Below are 16885 nucleotides of genomic sequence, written 5' to 3'. Positions count from 1 at the left end.
GACGGGGGGAAGTCGCCGGGGCGGGAGGAGCGCGTAGCGATCTGGGGCGCGGGGGTGCCGTTGTGGTGTCTGGGGCGCTGTCCGGTGTGGTGAGGCCCCTGCCTGGTGCCGGATCAGGTCGCGAGGGCCCGCTCCTGGGCGTGGCTCCTTCGTCGCCCCGGTGTGCGTCCCTGAGGGCCTTCCCTGATCTTCTGCCCCGTGACCGTTCTTTTGGGGGGTTCCCGGCAGTCTTCGTTGATCCGGGGCGGGCCGGTCGGCCAAGGGTGGCCGAAGGCCATCGCGCAGCGACGCGACGACGAGGAACGAGGAGGAGCGCCCTTGAGGGGCCGGGCCGCCCCGGAGAGACGATGGGACTGACGGGAAACCCCCGTACCCTCTCCGGCCCGGTCCGGCTCGTATCCCGCCCCCCGAAGCCCCCGGTCCGCGGACCACGCCGCCCCAACCGGCATCCCGCCACCCGAAGCCCCCCCGAAGCCCCCGCCCCTACAGGTAGTCCTCCAGGCGGGCGATCTTGAAGCCCTGTTCCTGGATGCGCTGGAGCATGTGGGTGGTCATCTGGGTTTCCGACTCGCCCTTGAGTTCCGCCGGGCCGCGGAAGTGGGCCAGGATGATGTCCCCCGGGCGGAGCGCGGCGCCCTCGGCGTACTGGAAGCCGGTGATCTGCATCGACACGCGCCACAGGATGACCTGCGAGATGCCGCACTCGGAGGCGGCCTTGAGGGTGTCGTCGTTGTAGTTGCCGAACGGCGGCCGGAAGCGGGTCGGTTTGGCGCCGAAGCGCTTCTCCAGGCGTTCCTGCTGACCGCATATCTCCTTCTTCTGCGCCGCGAGGCCCAGCGTCCGCAGGTTGGGGTGGGTCAGCGTGTGGTTGTTTATCGTGCTGCCGCTGCCGTTGTCGCGCAGCGTCTGGAAGTGGCCGTAGTCGGACGAGGCCACGTTGTCCGTCAGGAACATGCTGATCGGCAGCTTGAGGTCGGCCGCCATCTTGAGGAACTGCGGGTCCTTCTCCGCGCCGTCGTCGAAGGTCAGGAAGACGACCTTGTCGCCCGGCGCGACGGGTATTCGGTCTATGACGGCCGGCTTGCCCGGCGCGGCCTTGGGCAGCTGCGGCTTCTCGGCGGGCTTCGGCGCGTACTGGACCGGGGCCGTCAGCCCCCACTTGCGGTACGCCTCGTCCGCCGGAGCCGCCGGCGCCGGGGACGAGGCGGCGGCGGACGGGGAGGCCGAGGGCTTCCCCGTCTCCTGCTTGGTCTTGCGTCCCAGTCGTTCGATGGGGTCCACGCTGTTCCCGCACCCCGAGAGGGACAGCGCGAGCGCGCCGGCTGCGAGCGTCCCGGCCACCAACCGGCGCGCGTACTTCACAAGTAGTCCTCCAGGCGAGCCACGGCGTAACCCTTGTCCGTGACGGTCTTCATGACATGACGGATCATGTCAGGCATCGTGCCCTTCCAGTCCTCCCGGCCCCGGAAGTGCGTGAGGATGATGTCACCAGGGTGGAGGTCACGGTCCCATTCCCGCCAGTCCATCCGGTTGACGAACGCCTCGGCGTTCCAGAGCGGGACCGCCTTGATGCCGCAGGATTTCGCCGCCCGCAGGGTGTCCTGGTTGTAGTTGCCGAAGGGGGGCCGGAAGAGTGTCGGCCGCTTGCCGAACTCCTTCTGCATGGTGTCCTGCTGCCCGCAGATCTCCTCGCGCTGCTTCTCGTAGTCGAGGGCGGGCAGGTAGCGGTGGTTGAGCGTGTGGTTGTTCAGGGTGACGCCCGCGGCCTGCATCTCCTTGAAGTACGGGTAGTTGTCCCGGACCAGGTAGTCGCTGAGGAACGCCGTGTAGGGGATCTTGAGTTCCTTCATCATCTTGAGGAACTCGGGGTCCTTCTCGGCGCCGTCGTCGATCGTCAGGAAGACGACCTTGTCCTCGGTTGGGACCGTGGTGAAGACCGGCGGGAGGTCTTCCTGGCCCTCGACCTCGAAGCCGTCGCGGGTGGTGATCTCCGGCTTGGTCTTCGGCGCGGGCGGGGCGGTCAGCGGCGGCTTGGCCAGTTTCCACTTCTTCGCCGCGGCGATCCGGGCCTGCTGGGCGGCCTTCTGCTGCTCGGCCGGGTTGGCGAGCGCGCCCGCAGCGCCCGCTCCTTCTGCGCCCTTGGGCTTGGTGGCGGGCGGGTTCGAGGAACCGCATGCGGTGCCCAGCGCGGCGACCAGCAGCGCGGCGAGGGCCACCCCGTACCGGCCGGGCGGACGCGCCGCCGACCGGTGACCTTGTAGCGTCTTATTTCCCTTTTGTCGTACAGGCTGCATAGCGACGGATACTCCCAGGACACTCCTCCGGGCCCCGGCAGACACCGCGAGCGGACTTCGACCTTCCATCGACTGGCCCACACTGGCCGACAATGGACCTCGTGACCCCCGAAGACTTCGCCGCCCTCCTCACCCCCGAGGGGCGCGCCCTCCTCGACTCGCTCCACGACTACGACCCCGCCCAGGAGCTGGCCGTGGCCACCCGGCTGCGCCGCGAGCACCCCGCCGCCCTGGTGTCCGCCGCGCTCGGACAGGCCCGGCTGCGCCAGCGGGCGGTGGCGAAGTTCGGGGCCGAGGACGCCTTCCGGATGTACTTCACCCCCGGCGGCGGCGAGATGGCCACCCGCGCCTCGGTGGCGGCCTACCGGGCCGGCCGGTTCGCGGCCCTCGGCGTGCGCAGCGTCGCCGACCTGTGCTGCGGCATCGGCGGGGACGCCCTGGCCCTGGCCCGGCTGGGCATCCGGGTGCTGGCGGTGGACCACGACCCGCTGACCGTCGCCGTCGCCCGCGCCAACGCCGAGGCGCTGGGACTGGCGGACCTGATCGAGGTCCGGGAGGCGGACGTGACCACCGTCGGCACCGCCGGCTACGACGCCGTCTTCATCGACCCGGCGCGGCGCGGCGGCCGGGGCCGGATCTTCGCCCCCGAGAGCTACTCCCCGCCGCTGTCGTGGGCCGTCGCGGCCGCGCGCAGCGCCCCGTACGCCGCGATCAAGATCGCCCCCGGGATCCCGCACGAGGCCGTCCCGGCGGAGGCGGAGGCCGAGTGGATCTCCGACCAGGGGGACGTGAAGGAAGCCGTGCTGTGGTTCGGGACCGAGCCCGGCAGTGTCCGGGCCACCCTGCTGCCCGGGCCGCGGGCGCTGCGCACCGCCGCCCCGCTGCCCGATCCCGGGGCGGGTCCGGTGGGCCGCTACCTCTACGAGCCCGACGGCGCCGTGATCCGGGCCCATCTGGTCGCGGAGGTCGCCGAGCAGCTGGGCGGCCGGCTGATCGACCCGACCATCGCCTACATCACCGCGGACGAGCTGCGCGCGACCCCGTACGCGACCGCGTACGAGATCACCGACGTGCTGCCGTTCGGCTTGAAGAAGCTCAAGGCCCTGCTGCGCGAGCGCGGCGTCGGCATCCTGACGGTGAAGAAGCGCGGCTCGGCGATCGAGCCCGAGGAACTGCGCAAGAAGGTCAAGCCGCAGGGGCCGCACTCGGCGACCGTGATCCTGACCCGCGTCGACGGTGCTCCCTCGATGCTGATCGGGGCGCCGGTAGCGGGACGCTGAGGACGCCGGCGGCCCGGCCGGCAAACCTTCCCGCCCACAGCACTAGCCGGACACCTCGCGGCCGCCGGTGCCGAAGGAGCGCAGGGCCCAGCGGTAGTGCGCGCCGGCCTTGCCGAGGCCGAGCAGGCCGGTGATCCACAGGATCAGGCCGAGGCCCATGAAGTACGTGACCTCGCCGTACGTCACCTCGCCCGGCCGGGCCCCCGCCGCCGTCCCGAAGGTCACCCAGAGGCCGAGCGCGCCCAGGGCGAAGGAGGCGAGCAGCCAGGTCAGGCTCCGCCAGGGCGCGCGTACCTGGGCGTCCGCGGCCGGATCCCGGTCGCAGTCGGCCCACGCGCAGAGCAGGTGCCGCATCTGCCGGTCCCGTTCGGCGCCCTTGGCGAACCAGATCCCGGCGGGGACCAGCACGCCCGCGCCGAGCGCGCCGAAGAGGAGCCCGAAGAGGTACGAGAGCGGCTCCTGGCTCTCGAAGGACATCAGGGCCATGCCGATGAAGGTCCAGCCGAGTGCGAAGACGGCTGCCACCGCCCAGAGCAGCAGCAGCCTGCCCGGGCCGAGGGTGCGCCGGCCCAGTTCCCGGAGGAAGCGCGCGCGGTCGGCGCGTACGGCGGACTCGTCCAGCCAGTCCCGCAGGTGCGCGGGCGGCGGCGGAGGCGGCAGGTCACGACGGGGCATGGGCATGACCATAGCGGGACCTGATACAGAGTCACTCGACCGGCGCTCAGCCGCCGGCGACCTCCACCGACTCGAACCGCCAGCGGTGCACCGCCCGCGTGATCAGGTCGTCGGCCGGCTCGGGAAGCTCGGGCAGCTCCGCCGCCACGCCCTCGGCGGCCTCCCACCAGGTGACCACCAGCACCCGGTCGTGCGGGGCCCGCAGCACCTCGCGGCGCACCGGCTCCCGGGCCAGCACCTGGGAACGGGCCCACTCCAGCAGCTCGTTGCCGCGGCCGGGCACCGCCCGGGCCTCCCACATCAGCGCGACCGTACTCATGAGTACAGGTTGTCCTTGCTCAGCTCGTGCACGTGGTCGTGGTCATGCCCGTGGCCGTGGCCCTGCGTCCCGGGTACGTGCGGGTCCGTCACCGGCAGCGAGGAGTCCGCCGACAGGTCCCAGTCCGAGGCCGGACGGTTCCGCTTGACCATCTCCGCGCCCAGTGCGGCCACCATCGCGCCGTTGTCCGTGCACAGCTTGGGCCGCGGCACGCGCAGGACGATCCCCGCGTCGTCGCACCGCTCCTGGGCCAGCGCCCGCAGCCGGGAATTCGCCGCGACGCCCCCGCCGATCATCAGGTGGTCGACGCCCTCGTCCTTGCAGGCCCGGATCGCCTTGCGGGTCAGCACGTCCACCACGGCCTCCTGGAAGGACGCCGCCACGTCCCGTACCGGTACCTCCTCGCCCGCGTTCCGCTTCGCCTCGATCCAGCGGGCCACCGCCGTCTTGAGGCCGGAGAAGGAGAAGTCGTACGCCGCGTCGCGCGGCCCCGTCAGTCCACGGGGGAAGTTGATCGCCTTCGGGTCGCCCTCCCGCGCGAGCCGGTCGATGACCGGACCGCCGGGGAAGCCCAGCTGGAGCACCCTGGCGATCTTGTCGAAGGCCTCGCCGGCCGCGTCGTCGATGGTCGCGCCGAGCGGCCGCACGTCGCTGGTGATGTCCGGAGCCAGGAGCAGCGAGGAGTGCCCGCCCGACACCAGCAGCGCCATGGTCGGCTCCGGCAGCGGCCCGTGCTCCAGCTGGTCGACGCAGATGTGCGAGGCCAGGTGGTTGACCCCGTACAGCGGCTTGCCCAGCGCGTACGCGTACGCCTTGGCCGCCGAGACGCCCACCAGCAGCGCCCCCGCCAGGCCCGGGCCCGCGGTGACGGCGATGCCGTCGAGGTCGCGGGCGCTGACGCCGGCTTCCTTGAGGGCGCGGTCGATGGTCGGGACCATGGCCTCCAGGTGGGCGCGGGAGGCCACCTCGGGCACGACACCGCCGAAGCGGGCGTGCTCGTCGACGCTGGAGGCGATCGCGTCGGCCAGCAGGGTGGTGCCGCGGACGACGCCGACGCCGGTCTCGTCGCAGGAGGTCTCGATGCCGAGGACGAGCGGTTCGTCAGCCATGGGTCTCACCTTGTACGGGTCCGTCTACGGATACGGAGCTAGCGGGATCGGAAAGGCGCATCACGAGCGCGTCGACGTTGCCGGGCTGGTAGTAGCCGCGCCGGAAGCCGATCGGCGCGAAACCGAAGCGCTCGTAGAGCTTCTGCGCGCGGGTGTTGTCCACCCGCACCTCCAGCAGCACCTCGGCGCACTCGAAGGCGGTCGCCGCGCGCAGCAGGTCCTCCAGCAGCCGGGCGCCGAGGCCGGTTCCCCACTGGTCGCGGGCCGCGGCGATGGTCTGTACGTCGCCCAGTTCCCCGGCGGCGGCCAGCCCGGCGTAGCCGACGATGCGGCCGCCGTCACCCGGGGCGGAGCCGGTGCCGGGAGGGATCTCGGCGACGACGTAGCGGCGGGTGGCGTGCGGACCGCGCGCGCGGGCGAGCTCCGACCAGAACATGCCGGCGGACCAGGCGTCCCCGGGGAACAGCTCGTGTTCCAGTTCCAGCACGGGCCCGATGTCCCACCAGCGCATCTCGCGCAGTACCGCGGTCACTGCGGAGTGACCACCTTGTAGTTCTTGGGCACCTGGGCGTCGGGCCGGCGCAGGTACAACGGCGCCGGAGGCAGGCCGTCGGCGTTCTCGAAGGGCGCCCCGGCCGCGAGCCGTTCCGCCGCCAGGGCGGCGAGGGCGCCGGCGCTCTGGTGCTCGGGCTGCCGGGCGTCCGTGAAGACCTCCGGGTACAGCAGTGCGCCCTGTCCGACGGCGGGCACCCCGGCGACCTGCTCGGCGATGTCGGCCGGGCGGTCCACGGCGGGGCCGCCGACGCGCGTGCGCGGGTCCTCGTACCGGGCCCAGTAGACCTCCTTGCGCCGGGCGTCGGTGGCCACGGTGAAGGGGCCCTCGATCCCGGCGGCGCCCGCCGCGTAGGCCAGGCCGTCCAGGGTGCACAGGCCGTGCACCGGGACGCCGAGGACGGCGGCGAAGGTGGAGGCGGTGACGAGGCCGACGCGCAGCCCGGTGTAGGGGCCGGGGCCGACGCCGACGACGATGCCGGTGACGGCTTCGAGCTTGAGCCCGGCCTCGGCGAGCACCTTGTCGACGGAGGGCAGCAGCAGCTCCCCGTGACGGCGGGCGTCGACCTGGTTCGACTCGGCGAGGACTGACTCGCCGTCGTGCAGGGCGACGGTGACGGCGGGCGTGGCGGTATCTACAGCGAGCAAGAGCACGCGAACAGCCTACGACTCCTTGGGCCCCGGCCCTTGCGGCCGGTCGCGGGCCACCCCGGCTGCTACCTTTCGACCGAGGCAGTCAGTGCGGTACTCGACCGGGCATTCCAGTGCTCCGGCCGTCATCACGCGGGCGCGCGAAGAGGCACGAAGAAGACGCGGAGAGACCGCGGAAAGGCGGAGCAAGGTGGCACGCAGCAGCTCGGGAATCGTGGCCGGGCTCACCGTCGCGGCACTGGTCGCCGTCGGTTTCCTCGGCTACCAGGCCTCGGCCACGGCGCCCGCGCGCCCTGCGAAGGCGGCCCCCCAGGCCCCCGCGCCCGCCCCGGCACCCGCCAAGCAGGACCCGGCCGCGGTGCCGGCCGACTCCGGGACCGGGGTGCGCGTCGTGTACTCGGTGTCCGGCAAGCGGGTGTGGCTGGTCGGCGAGGACGGGCAGCCGGTGAAGTCCTTCGCGGTCATGCCGAGCACGGTCCACCCGGTGCCGGGCAGCTACCCGGTGGCCTCGCGCTCGGGCACGGTCACCGGCTCGGACGGGGTGCCGATCGAGCACGTCGTACGGTTCGCCACCACCGACGGCATCGCGATCGGCTTCAGCGCGCGCGTCGACGGCTCGGTACCGGAGCCGGACCAGACGAAGAAGACCGGCGGCATCCGTATGTCGCGGGCCGACGGCGACGCGATGTGGGCCTTCGCGACGATCAACACGAAGGTCGTCGTCGTCCCCTGACCCGCCGCACGCTTCACCCGTACGGGCGTATGCCGTACGGGACGTCAGGCCGCTTCGGACTCCGGAGCGGCCTGTTCCGCGTCGATGGTCCCGTCCTCGGGCAGCGGCCGTACGGGGATGCGGGCGGGCGGCGTCGACACGGCGGTGGCGGCCGCGCAGGAGGCCAGCAGCGCCCCCATGGACACGCCCGCGCCCTGCGCGCGCCCCGCTCCCGCTGCTGCGCGTGCTGCTCCTGCTGCCGACATGGCTGCCTCCTGGACCGGCCCGGGGCGCCGTACTTAGGTACACCTAACCAGCGCTCGGTACCATGTCACCACGAGCATCGGCACTCGCGCAACGTTTTCCCGACGCGGTGTCGGGACGTTCCGGCCCGGGGTGGCGGCCCGCTACCGCGCAACCCGCTCCGCCAGCCCGGCCAGGTCCTCGGCCGCACCGGTCCAGCGGGCCCCGAGCCCGCGCACCGAGACCTCCCGAACGTCGTCGAGGACCTCCTCGTGGCCGACCGCGCGCGCGATCACCACATGCAGCCGGTCCTCGGAGAGTTCCTCCACCTTGCCGTCGCCCCACTCGACGACGACCACGGACTCGGGCAGCGAGACGTCGAGGTCCAGGTCCTCCATCTCCTCCAGCCCGCCGCCGAGCCGGTACGCGTCCACGTGCACCAGCGCCGGCCCCTCACCCAACGGCGGGTGCACGCGGGCGATCACGAAGGTCGGGGAGGTGACGGCCCCGCGCACGCCGAGGCCCTCGCCGAGACCGCGCGTCAGGGTGGTCTTGCCCGCGCCGAGCTCGCCGGTCAGCAGGACGAGGTCGCCGGGCCGCAGCAGGCCGGCGATCCGACGGCCCAGCTCGCGCATGGAGTCGGGCGAGTCGACGGTGATCAGGGTCTCGGCGACGGCGCCTTCGGCCGTCCCGGGCGCGGCGGCCTCAGGAGCCGGGCTGCGCGGCGCTTCTCGCGGTACTTCTTCCATGCGCGCCAACGTTAGTCGCTCCGGACCCCCCGGCGGATACCGCGCCGGGCGCGTCCCCGGCCTCCGCCGCCGGCACGGCGCCGGTGCGCGCCAGCAGGCCGGTCAGCAGCGCGGTCACGGCGTCCGGGCGCTCCAGCATCATCAGGTGCCCGGTGTTCTCCAGGACCGTCAGCTCGGCGGCCGGCAGCACGTCCTTGATGGCGGCGCTGTGCTCGGGCGGCGTGATCATGTCGCGGTCCCCCGCGATGACGGTGACCGGGATGTCCGTGAACCGCTGGAGCGCGACGCTCTTGTCGTGGACCTGGAAGGCCGGGTAGAACTCGGCGACCACGTCGATGGGGGTCGCCTCGATCAGCCGCTCGGCGAAGCGGGCGACGCCCGGGTCGACTTCCCTGGAGCCGAACGAGTACTGCTTGATCATGCCCGCGAAGAGGTCGGCGGTGGCCCGGCGGCCCCGCTCGACGAGTTCCACCTGCGAGCCGAGCACCCTGAGCACCCCGGGGAGGAGCCGGCGTACGGCGCCCATCCCGACGGCCGGGAGCCCGTACGTGACCTCGTCCAGGCGCCCGCTGGAGGTGCCGACCAGGGCCACCCCGAGCACGCGCTCCCGTACCAGTTCCGGGAACTGCTCGGCCAGCGCCATGAGGGTCATCCCGCCCATGGAGTGGCCGACCAGTACCAGCGGGCCCTCGGGGGTGGTGGCGTCGATCACCGCTTTGAGGTCGCGGCCGAGCTGCTCGATGGTGACCGGCTCGCCGTCGGCCTGGGCGAGGCCGCGCATGCTGCGGCCGTGGCTGCGCTGGTCCCAGTAGACGGAGCGGACGATGCCGCGCAGGGCGGCGCGCTGGAAGTGCCAGGAGTCCTGGCCGAGGCAGTAGCCGTGGCAGAAGACGACGGTCGCGGCGGGGGGCTTCTTGCGCCGCAGCCGTCCTCGCCGGCCCGGTTCCTCGGGCAGTTCGTCGACCTCGTAGTACAGCTCGGTGCCGTCCTCGGCGCGGCAGACGCCCTCCGCTCCGCGCAGGGACCCGTAGTCCCCGGCGGCGTCGAGTGCGAGCCGTGCCTTCCGGCGGATGCCGCGGCCCACGGTGATCCGCTCGACGGCGACGCCGGCGGCCGCGCCGGCGGCTATGACACCGATGGCCGCGCCGGCCCAGCCGGCCTTGCGCCAGTTCTCGCTCACGCGGTCGCCGTCCTCACTCAGCCGTGCTCAGCCGTTGCGGTACACCCTGGGCACGCGGCCCCCGATACGGGTGACGATCTCATACGCGATGGTGCCCGCCGCTAGAGCCCAGTCCTCGGCGGTGGGTTCGCCCAGGTCGCCCGGCCCGAAGAGGATCGCCGGATCCCCGGCGCGCACGTCCGCGCCGTCGATGTCGACCACGAACTGGTCCATGGCGACCCGGCCCGCGACCCGCCGGACCGCGCCGCCGACGAGGACCGGACCGGTTCCGGAGGCGTGGCGCGGAACGCCGTCCGCGTACCCGACGGGGATGAGGGCCAACCGGGTCTCACCCTCCGTCACGTAGTGGTGGCCGTAGCTGACTCCGTGGCCGGCGGGCACGGTCTTGACCAGCGCGACGGAGGCCTTGAGGGTCATCGCGGGGCGCAGGCCGAGCTGCTCGGGCGTGCCCAACTCGGGCGCGGGCGAGACGCCGTAGACGGCCAGGCCGCAGCGCACGAGGTCGAAGTGGCTTTCCGGGAGGGTGAGCGTGGCGGGCGAGTTGGCGATGTGCCGGACCTCGGGCTCGACGCCCTCCTTCTCGGCGTAGCCGAGCATCTCGCGGAAGGCGGTGAGCTGGAGGGCGATGGAGGGGTGGCCGGGCTCGTCGGCGCAGGCGAAGTGCGACCACACGCCGGTGACGCGGACGGTCCCCTCGGCCTGCGCGGCGACGGCGGCGCCCACCAGTTCCGCCCAGTCGGCGGGCTGGCAGCCGCCCCGGCCGAGGCCGGTGTCGGCCTTGAGCTGAACGCGGGCGACCCGCCCGGCCGCGCGGGCGGCGGCCCGTACCTCGTCCAGGGCCCACATCCCGCTGACGGACACGTCCAGGTCGGCCTCGACGGCCTCCCGCCAGGGACCGCCCGGCGTCCACAGCCAGCACATGATCCGGGCCCCGATCCCGGCGGCGCGCAGGGCGAGCGCCTCCTCGGGGGTCGCGGTGCCGAGCCAGGTCGCACCGGCGTCCAGGGCGGCGCGGGCACAGGGGACCGCCCCGTGCCCGTAGGCGTCCGACTTGACGACGGCCATGAGCTCGGCCCGGGGCGCCCGCTCGCGCAGCGCGCGCACGTTGGACCGCACGGCGGCTAGGTCGATCTCGGCGTACGCGCGCGTCGGTGTCTCGTTCATCGGGCACAGTCTCTCAGAACCGCCACCACACCCTCGGCGGGCCGTGCCCCGGGGGGCCGGCCGGTCAGGGAACGCGGACGTCGCGCCAGGCGCCCGGGAGGGCCTCGGCGACCTCGTGGGCCAGCAGCGGGGCGCCCGAGGCGGCGCGGCGCGCCGCCAGGCCGTGCAGGTACGCCGCCACCGAAGCGGCGTCCGGCGCGGACAGTCCCGCCGCCAGCAGGGAGCCCGCCAGCCCGGACAACACGTCACCGCTGCCCGCGGTGGCCAGCCACGGGGTCCCGGTCGGGTTGACCCGGACCACCCCGCCGTCGCAGACCAGCGTCGTCGAGCCCTTGAGCAGCACCGTCGCCCCGTACCGCTCGGCCAGCGCCCGTACCGCGGCCAGCCGGCCCGCCTCCACTTCCTCCCGCCGGACGCCCAGCAGCGCCGCCGCCTCGCCCGCGTGCGGGGTCAGCAACGTCGGCGCCGTCCGGGCCCGCAGCGCCGCCGGGTCCAGCCCGCGCAGCCCGTCGGCGTCCACCAGCACCGGCACCGGGTCCGCCAGTACCTCCGCGCCCCGCTCGTCGCCCAGCCCCGGCCCGACCACCCAGGCCTGTACCCGGCCCCGCCCGATCAGCGTCTCCGGGTACCTGGCCAGCACCGCCTCCCCGACCGCCGCCGGGCCCACGTACCGCACCGCGCCCGCGCCGCCGCGCAGTGCGCCCGCGACGGCCAGCACCGCCGCTCCCAGGTAGCGGGCCGACCCGGCGACGATGCCGACCACGCCCCGGCGGTACTTGTCGCTGGCCGCGCCCGGCTCCGGCAGCAGTTCCGCCACGTCGGCGTGCTGCAACGCCTGCGCGTCCGGCGCCGGGAGGGCGAGGCCGATGTCCACCAGCCGCACCGCACCGGCCCGCGAGGCCCCCGGGTCGATCAGCAGCCCCGGCTTGTACGCCCCGAACGTCACCGTGACGTCGGCCCGTACCGCCGCTCCCGCCACCTCGCCCGTGTCCGCGGCCACCCCGCTCGGCAGGTCCGCGGCCACCACCACCGCGCCCGGCGGGATCCGCTCCACCAGCCCCGCGGCCGCCGGGCGCAGTCCGCCGCGGCCGCCGATGCCGAGCAGTCCGTCCACCACCAGGTCCGCGCGCCCGGGCACGGCCGGGGCCACCCGGCCGCCCGCGGCCAGCAGGGCGGCCAGCCCGCCCGGGTGCATCCGCTCCGGGTCCATCGGTACGGCCGTCACCCCCGCGCCGCGCCGGGCCAGCCGCGCGCCCGCGTACAGGGCGTCGCCGCCGTTGTCCCCCGGGCCGACCAGCAGCACGATCCGGGCGCCGTACACCCTTCCCAGCAGCCCGGCGCACACGGCGGCCAGCCCGGCCGCCGCCCGCCGCATCAAGGTGCCCTCCGGCAGCCGCGCCATCAGCTCGCGCTCGGCGGCCCGTACGGTCTCCACGCTGTAAGCAGTACGCATTCCACCACCCTGCCCGAAAAGGCCGCCCGGACCACCGGGTCCACCGGACCGACCGGCGCGGTCTATCCCTCGGCGATGACCACGGCGGAGGCCACGCCCGCGTCGTGGCTCAGCGAGACGTGCCACGACTTGACCCCGAGCGCCAGCGCCCGCGCCTCCACTGTCCCGGACACCCGCACCCGCGGCTGCCCGGTCTCCTCGACGTACACCTCGGCGTCGGTCCACAGCATCCCGCCGGGCGCGCCGAGCGCCTTGGCGAGCGCCTCCTTGGCCGCGAACCGGGCGGCGAGCGAGGCGGTCCCGCGCCGCTCGCCGCTCGGCAGGGTCAACTCGGCGTCGACGAAGAGCCGTTGCGCCAGGTGCGGCGTCCGCTCCAGGGCGGCGCCGAACCGCTCGATCTCGGCAACGTCAATGCCCACACCGATAATCACAACACCATGCCCCTATTCCACCGTGACCGATTTGGCGAGGTTACGCGGCTGGTCCACCTCGTTCCCCCGCGCGGTCGCCAGCTCGCACGCGAACACCTGCAACGGCACCGCCGCCACCAGCGGCTGCAAGAGCGTCGGCGTGGCGGGGATGCGGATCAGGTGGTCCGCGTATGGGACCACCGCCTCGTCGCCCTCCTCCGCGATCACGATCGTGCGCGCCCCGCGGGCCCGGATCTCCTGGATGTTCGACACGATCTTGTCGTGCAGCACCGAACGCCCGCGCGGCGACGGCACCACGACCACCACCGGCAGGTCCTCCTCGATCAGCGCGATCGGCCCGTGCTTGAGCTCGCCCGCCGCGAAGCCCTCGGCGTGCATGTACGCCAGCTCCTTGAGCTTGAGCGCGCCCTCCAGCGCCACCGGGTACCCGACGTGGCGGCCGAGGAACAGCACGGTGTTCTTGTCGGCCAGCGAACGCGCCAGCGCCCGTACCGGTTCCATCGTCTCCAGCACCCGGTCCACGGCCGCGGCGATGTCCGACAGCTCCCGGATCACCGCGCGGATCTCGTCACCCCACTTCGTACCCCGCACCTGCCCGAGGTACAGCGCGACCAGATAGCAGGCCACCAGCTGCGTCAGGAACGCCTTGGTGGAGGCGACGGCCACCTCCGGACCGGCGTGCGTGTACAGCACGGCGTCCGATTCGCGGGGGATCGTCGACCCGTTCGTATTGCAGACGGCCAGCACCTTGGCGCCCTGCTCGCGCGCGTGCCGCAGCGCCATCAGGGTGTCCATGGTCTCGCCGGACTGCGAGATCGCGATCACCAGCGTCCGCTGGTCCAGGATCGGGTCGCGGTAGCGGAACTCGCTGGCCAATTCCGTCTCGCACGGGATGCGGGTCCAGTGCTCGATGGCCAGCTTCGCGATCATGCCCGCGTGGTACGCCGTACCGCACGCCACGATCACGACCTTGTCGACCTCGCGGAGCACGGAGGCCGGGATGCGCACCTCGTCCAGGGTCAGCAGGCCGCTCGCGTCGATCCTGCCCAGGAGGGTGTCGGCGACAGCCTTCGGCTGCTCGGCGATCTCCTTGAGCATGAAGTAGTCATACCCCCCCTTCTCGGCCGCCGAGGCGTCCCAGTCCACGTGGTACGCCCGCACCGTCGCGGCCGAACCGTCGAAGTTGGTCACCGAGACCCCTTCGCGGCGGAGCTCGACGACCTGGTCCTGCCCCAGCTCGATCGCGGACCGGGTGTGGGCGATGAACGCGGCCACGTCCGAGGCGAGGAAGTTCTCACCCTCTCCAACGCCCACCACCAGGGGGGAGTTCCGGCGCGCCCCGACCACCACGTCCGGCGCGTCGGCGTGCACCGCGACCAGCGTGAAAGCGCCCTCCAGCCGCCGGCAGACCCGTCGCATGGCCTCCGCCAGGTCGCCTGACCCGGCGTCGAACTGCTCGGCGAGCAGGTGCGCCACGACCTCGGTGTCCGTCTCGGACTCCAGCTTGTGCCCGCGCTCGGCCAGCTCGGTCCGCAGCGCGGCGAAGTTCTCGATGATCCCGTTGTGCACGACCGCCACGCGCCCCGAATTGTCGAGGTGCGGATGGGCGTTGACGTCGGTGGGCCCGCCGTGGGTCGCCCACCGGGTGTGCCCCAGGCCCGTGGACCCGGCCGGCAGCGGATGCCCGACCAGTTCCTTCTCCAGGTTGACCAGCTTGCCGGCCTTCTTGACCGCCTCCAGTCCCCCGTCCGCGAGCACGGCCACACCGGCCGAGTCGTAGCCGCGGTACTCCAGCCGCTTGAGTCCGGCGATGACCACATCGAGCGCCGACTGCGCTCCCACGTAACCCACAATTCCGCACATAGGGCGCAGGGTACGCCGTGGCCGGCCTCCTGCCCGGTACGTGAACCGGACGAAGACCCCGCCCCGGCGAATGCGCCGGAGCGGGGTTGACGCCGGCCTGAGGGCGAGTCAGCCGGTCAGAGCTTCTTCGTCTGCGCGTCCACCACGGCCTTGGGCTGCTCGGCCTCGCCGCTCAGGCTCAGCGCGGTGAACATCGCGAGGGTGTTGCCCTTGCGCAGGACGACCACGCGCGTCACGTTCTTGTCGCCGTCCCCCAGGTCCATCACGGTGACGAAGGAGACCACCTCGTCGCCGCCGGAGAGCGCCGTGTCGGCCCTGACGCTCTCGATGTCCGTCTTCTCCCCCGCCTGCGACACCGAGTAGCCGCCCGCGCAGGCCCGGACCCCGTCGTTGACGGCGGCGAAGGCCCCCTCGGCGCCCTTGCCGTCGTAGGACACCAGCGCGACCGACGTGGCCGCCGTCACCTTGAGGGCGCCCATGGCCGCGTCCAGCTTCTCCGCCACGCCGGCGCCCTCGCCCGCCGGCCGGGGCTTGCCGCTGGCGACGACCCGGGCGACTCCGGCGGAGGTGCCGATCGGCTGCATGCTCTCGGCCTGGGCCAGCGGCTTGCAGGGCGCCTTGTCGGTCTCGATCGGGTCGTTCTGCACCGCGCCGTCCTGCACCGGCTCCAGCCGGTGGTCCGGCAGGTCCGCCTGGGTGACCAGCAGCGTGCCCAGCTCGGCCGCGGTCTTCCCCCTGGGGCCCGCCGGGGCCTCGCCCGAAGCGGTGGCCGACGGCTGGGACCCGGCCTTGAAGTCGGCCTTCGCGGCGCCCGCCCCGCCCGACCCGCAGGCGGTGACCAACAGGCCCAAGGACACCGCCGAAGCGGTCAGGACGGCACGACGGACGAACGCGGTACGCACGAAAGATCTCCCCCGGAACAAGAAACACCCAAGGCAGCCCCGCGCAGCGCCCTCGGTCGGGGGCGCGCGCCGGAGCTGCGGCGATCAGCAATGTACGGGGAGGAGCCCGCTCGGACGATCCGGTTTTCACACACCGTCGCCAATCGTGATCGGCGCGAGACCGACACGACACTCCAATCGATATCCGGCCATGCCACGGCCCTGCCCGGCCCGCTCCGCCACGTGACCGACCACACCACCCATAAGCGAGCGCGAGCCCCGACAATGGCTCTGTGATCACTTCGCCGCCACGAAGCACGCCGGGCCGCGCAACGGAGCGCGCCGGCCACCGCCGGCCCCCCGAGCCCTCTCCCTACGTCGACCTCACCCGGGCCGAGTGGAGCGCCCTGCGCGAGCGCACTCCGCTCCCGCTCACCGCCGAGGAGGTCGAACGGCTCCGCGGCCTGGGCGACGTCATCGACCTCGACGAGGTCCGCGACGTCTACCTCCCGCTGTCCCGCCTGCTGAACCTCTACGTCGGCGCCACCAGCAACCTCCGCGGCACCCTCAACACCTTCCTCGGCGATGCCGGCAACGGCCACGGCGCCCAGCAGGGGACCCCCTTCGTCATAGGGGTCGCCGGCTCCGTCGCCGTCGGCAAGTCCACCGTGGCCCGGCTGCTCCAGGCCCTGCTCGCCCGCTGGCCGGAGCACCCGCGCGTCGAGCGGGTCACCACGGACGGGTTCCTGTACCCGATGAAGGAACTCCAGCGCCGCGGCCTGACCGCCCGCAAGGGCTTCCCGGAGTCGTACGACCGCCGCGCGCTCACCCGCTTCGTCGCCGACATCAAGGCGGGCAAGGACGAGGTCACGGCCCCGGTCTACTCCCACTTGATCTACGACATCGTCCCCGGCGAGCAGCTCGTCGTCCGCCGCCCGGACATCCTCATCGTCGAGGGGCTCAACGTCCTCCAGCCGGCCCTGCCCGGCAAGGACGGCCGGACCAGGGTGGGCCTGGCCGACTACTTCGACTTCAGCGTCTACGTGGACGCGCGCCCCGAGGACATCGAGCGCTGGTACCTGAACCGGTTCCGGAAGCTGCGCGAGACCGCCTTCCAGAATCCTTTCTCCTACTTCCGCAAGTACACGCAGGTCTCCGAGGAGGAGGCCCTGGAGTACGCGCAGACGATGTGGCGGACCATCAACAGGCCCAACCTGATCGAGAACGTGGCCCCGACCCGCGGCCGGGCCACCCTCGTCGTGCGCAAGGGCCCGGACCACAAGGTGCAGAAGCTCAGCCTGCGCAAACTTTGAAAGCTACTGTTCGGGC

General features: G+C 73.1%; 18 protein-coding genes. 3 read left to right on the top strand and 15 right to left on the bottom strand.

Features of this window, described 5'->3' with window-relative positions:
- Window positions 1–483 precede the first annotated feature (483 nt).
- Together ACWGH1_RS24850 and ACWGH1_RS24845 are read right to left on the bottom strand one after the other, a co-directional pair.
- Window positions 484–1362 carry a polysaccharide deacetylase family protein gene (locus ACWGH1_RS24850; RefSeq protein ID WP_453352439.1) on the bottom strand — a complete coding sequence of 293 codons (879 nt, stop codon included), beginning with the start codon at window positions 1360–1362 and terminating at the stop codon, window positions 484–486.
- Entirely contained in the window at window positions 1359–2294 is a 936-nt protein-coding gene (locus tag ACWGH1_RS24845) for a polysaccharide deacetylase family protein (protein ID WP_453352440.1), read from the bottom strand. Before ACWGH1_RS24845 ends, ACWGH1_RS24850 begins: the two co-directional genes overlap by 4 nt.
- A gap of 92 nt (window positions 2295–2386) precedes the next feature.
- Between ACWGH1_RS24845 and ACWGH1_RS24840 the strand changes: the two genes are divergently transcribed.
- Entirely contained in the window at window positions 2387–3574 is a 1188-nt protein-coding gene (locus ACWGH1_RS24840) for a THUMP-like domain-containing protein (RefSeq protein ID WP_453352441.1), read from the top strand.
- A gap of 42 nt (window positions 3575–3616) precedes the next feature.
- Here the strand turns inward: ACWGH1_RS24840 and ACWGH1_RS24835 are convergent, their stop codons facing one another.
- The 5 genes from ACWGH1_RS24835 to tsaB are packed head-to-tail and all read right to left on the bottom strand — an operon-like array spanning window position 3617 to window position 6883.
- The gene (locus ACWGH1_RS24835) at window positions 3617–4249 is read right to left on the bottom strand and encodes a hypothetical protein (protein WP_453352442.1); all 633 of its coding nucleotides are present in this window, start codon (window positions 4247–4249) and stop codon (window positions 3617–3619) included.
- 46 nt (window positions 4250–4295) lie between these two features.
- The gene (locus tag ACWGH1_RS24830) at window positions 4296–4568 is read right to left on the bottom strand and encodes a hypothetical protein (RefSeq protein ID WP_453352443.1); all 273 of its coding nucleotides are present in this window, start codon (window positions 4566–4568) and stop codon (window positions 4296–4298) included.
- Window positions 4565–5677 (bottom strand): tRNA (adenosine(37)-N6)-threonylcarbamoyltransferase complex transferase subunit TsaD, encoded by a 1113-nt coding sequence (gene tsaD / locus ACWGH1_RS24825; protein WP_453352444.1) that lies wholly within the window; start codon window positions 5675–5677, stop codon window positions 4565–4567. The genes ACWGH1_RS24830 and tsaD overlap by 4 nt, the downstream gene beginning before the upstream one ends.
- Complete coding sequence (gene rimI, locus ACWGH1_RS24820) at window positions 5670–6188, bottom strand: ribosomal protein S18-alanine N-acetyltransferase (protein ID WP_453352456.1); 519 nt, start codon at window positions 6186–6188, stop codon at window positions 5670–5672. The genes tsaD and rimI overlap by 8 nt, the downstream gene beginning before the upstream one ends.
- 17 nt (window positions 6189–6205) lie before the next feature.
- A complete protein-coding gene (gene tsaB, locus ACWGH1_RS24815; protein ID WP_453352445.1) occupies window positions 6206–6883 on the bottom strand; it encodes a tRNA (adenosine(37)-N6)-threonylcarbamoyltransferase complex dimerization subunit type 1 TsaB in 678 nt (225 codons plus the stop codon).
- A 187-nt stretch (window positions 6884–7070) separates the two neighbouring features.
- Between tsaB and ACWGH1_RS24810 the strand changes: the two genes are divergently transcribed.
- Window positions 7071–7613: a hypothetical protein gene (locus ACWGH1_RS24810; protein ID WP_453352446.1), complete on the top strand. Its 543-nt coding sequence runs from the start codon at window positions 7071–7073 to the stop codon at window positions 7611–7613.
- A gap of 44 nt (window positions 7614–7657) precedes the next feature.
- Here the strand turns inward: ACWGH1_RS24810 and ACWGH1_RS24805 are convergent, their stop codons facing one another.
- From ACWGH1_RS24805 to ACWGH1_RS24770, 8 genes are all read right to left on the bottom strand, one after another.
- Window positions 7658–7858 (bottom strand): hypothetical protein, encoded by a 201-nt coding sequence (locus tag ACWGH1_RS24805; RefSeq protein ID WP_453352447.1) that lies wholly within the window; start codon window positions 7856–7858, stop codon window positions 7658–7660.
- A 141-nt stretch (window positions 7859–7999) separates the two neighbouring features.
- A complete protein-coding gene (tsaE, locus tag ACWGH1_RS24800; RefSeq protein ID WP_453352448.1) occupies window positions 8000–8584 on the bottom strand; it encodes a tRNA (adenosine(37)-N6)-threonylcarbamoyltransferase complex ATPase subunit type 1 TsaE in 585 nt (194 codons plus the stop codon).
- Window positions 8541–9785 carry an alpha/beta fold hydrolase gene (locus ACWGH1_RS24795; RefSeq protein WP_453352457.1) on the bottom strand — a complete coding sequence of 415 codons (1245 nt, stop codon included), beginning with the start codon at window positions 9783–9785 and terminating at the stop codon, window positions 8541–8543. Before ACWGH1_RS24795 ends, tsaE begins: the two co-directional genes overlap by 44 nt.
- A 6-nt stretch (window positions 9786–9791) precedes the next feature.
- Window positions 9792–10928 carry an alanine racemase gene (alr, locus tag ACWGH1_RS24790; protein ID WP_453352449.1) on the bottom strand — a complete coding sequence of 379 codons (1137 nt, stop codon included), beginning with the start codon at window positions 10926–10928 and terminating at the stop codon, window positions 9792–9794.
- Window positions 10929–10992: 64 nt separating this feature from the next.
- On the bottom strand, window positions 10993–12381 hold the full coding sequence (locus tag ACWGH1_RS24785) for an NAD(P)H-hydrate dehydratase (protein WP_453352450.1): 1389 nt from the start codon (window positions 12379–12381) through the stop codon (window positions 10993–10995).
- Between the two features lie 62 nt (window positions 12382–12443).
- Entirely contained in the window at window positions 12444–12812 is a 369-nt protein-coding gene (locus ACWGH1_RS24780; RefSeq protein WP_453352451.1) for a holo-ACP synthase, read from the bottom strand.
- Window positions 12813–12824: 12 nt separating this feature from the next.
- A complete protein-coding gene (gene glmS, locus ACWGH1_RS24775) occupies window positions 12825–14675 on the bottom strand; it encodes a glutamine--fructose-6-phosphate transaminase (isomerizing) (RefSeq protein ID WP_453352452.1) in 1851 nt (616 codons plus the stop codon).
- A 116-nt stretch (window positions 14676–14791) separates the two neighbouring features.
- Window positions 14792–15577 (bottom strand): hypothetical protein, encoded by a 786-nt coding sequence (locus ACWGH1_RS24770; protein WP_453352453.1) that lies wholly within the window; start codon window positions 15575–15577, stop codon window positions 14792–14794.
- A gap of 272 nt (window positions 15578–15849) precedes the next feature.
- Here ACWGH1_RS24770 and coaA point away from each other — a divergent pair, with 272 nt between their 5' ends.
- The gene (gene coaA, locus ACWGH1_RS24765; protein ID WP_453352454.1) at window positions 15850–16869 is read left to right on the top strand and encodes a type I pantothenate kinase; all 1020 of its coding nucleotides are present in this window, start codon (window positions 15850–15852) and stop codon (window positions 16867–16869) included.
- The last annotated feature ends 16 nt before the right edge of the window (window positions 16870–16885 follow it).

The sequence above is a fragment of the Streptomyces sp. NPDC054883 genome (assembly GCF_053610645.1).
Note: the sequence above shows the minus strand (reverse complement) of the source record. Positions and strands in the feature narration are given on the sequence as shown.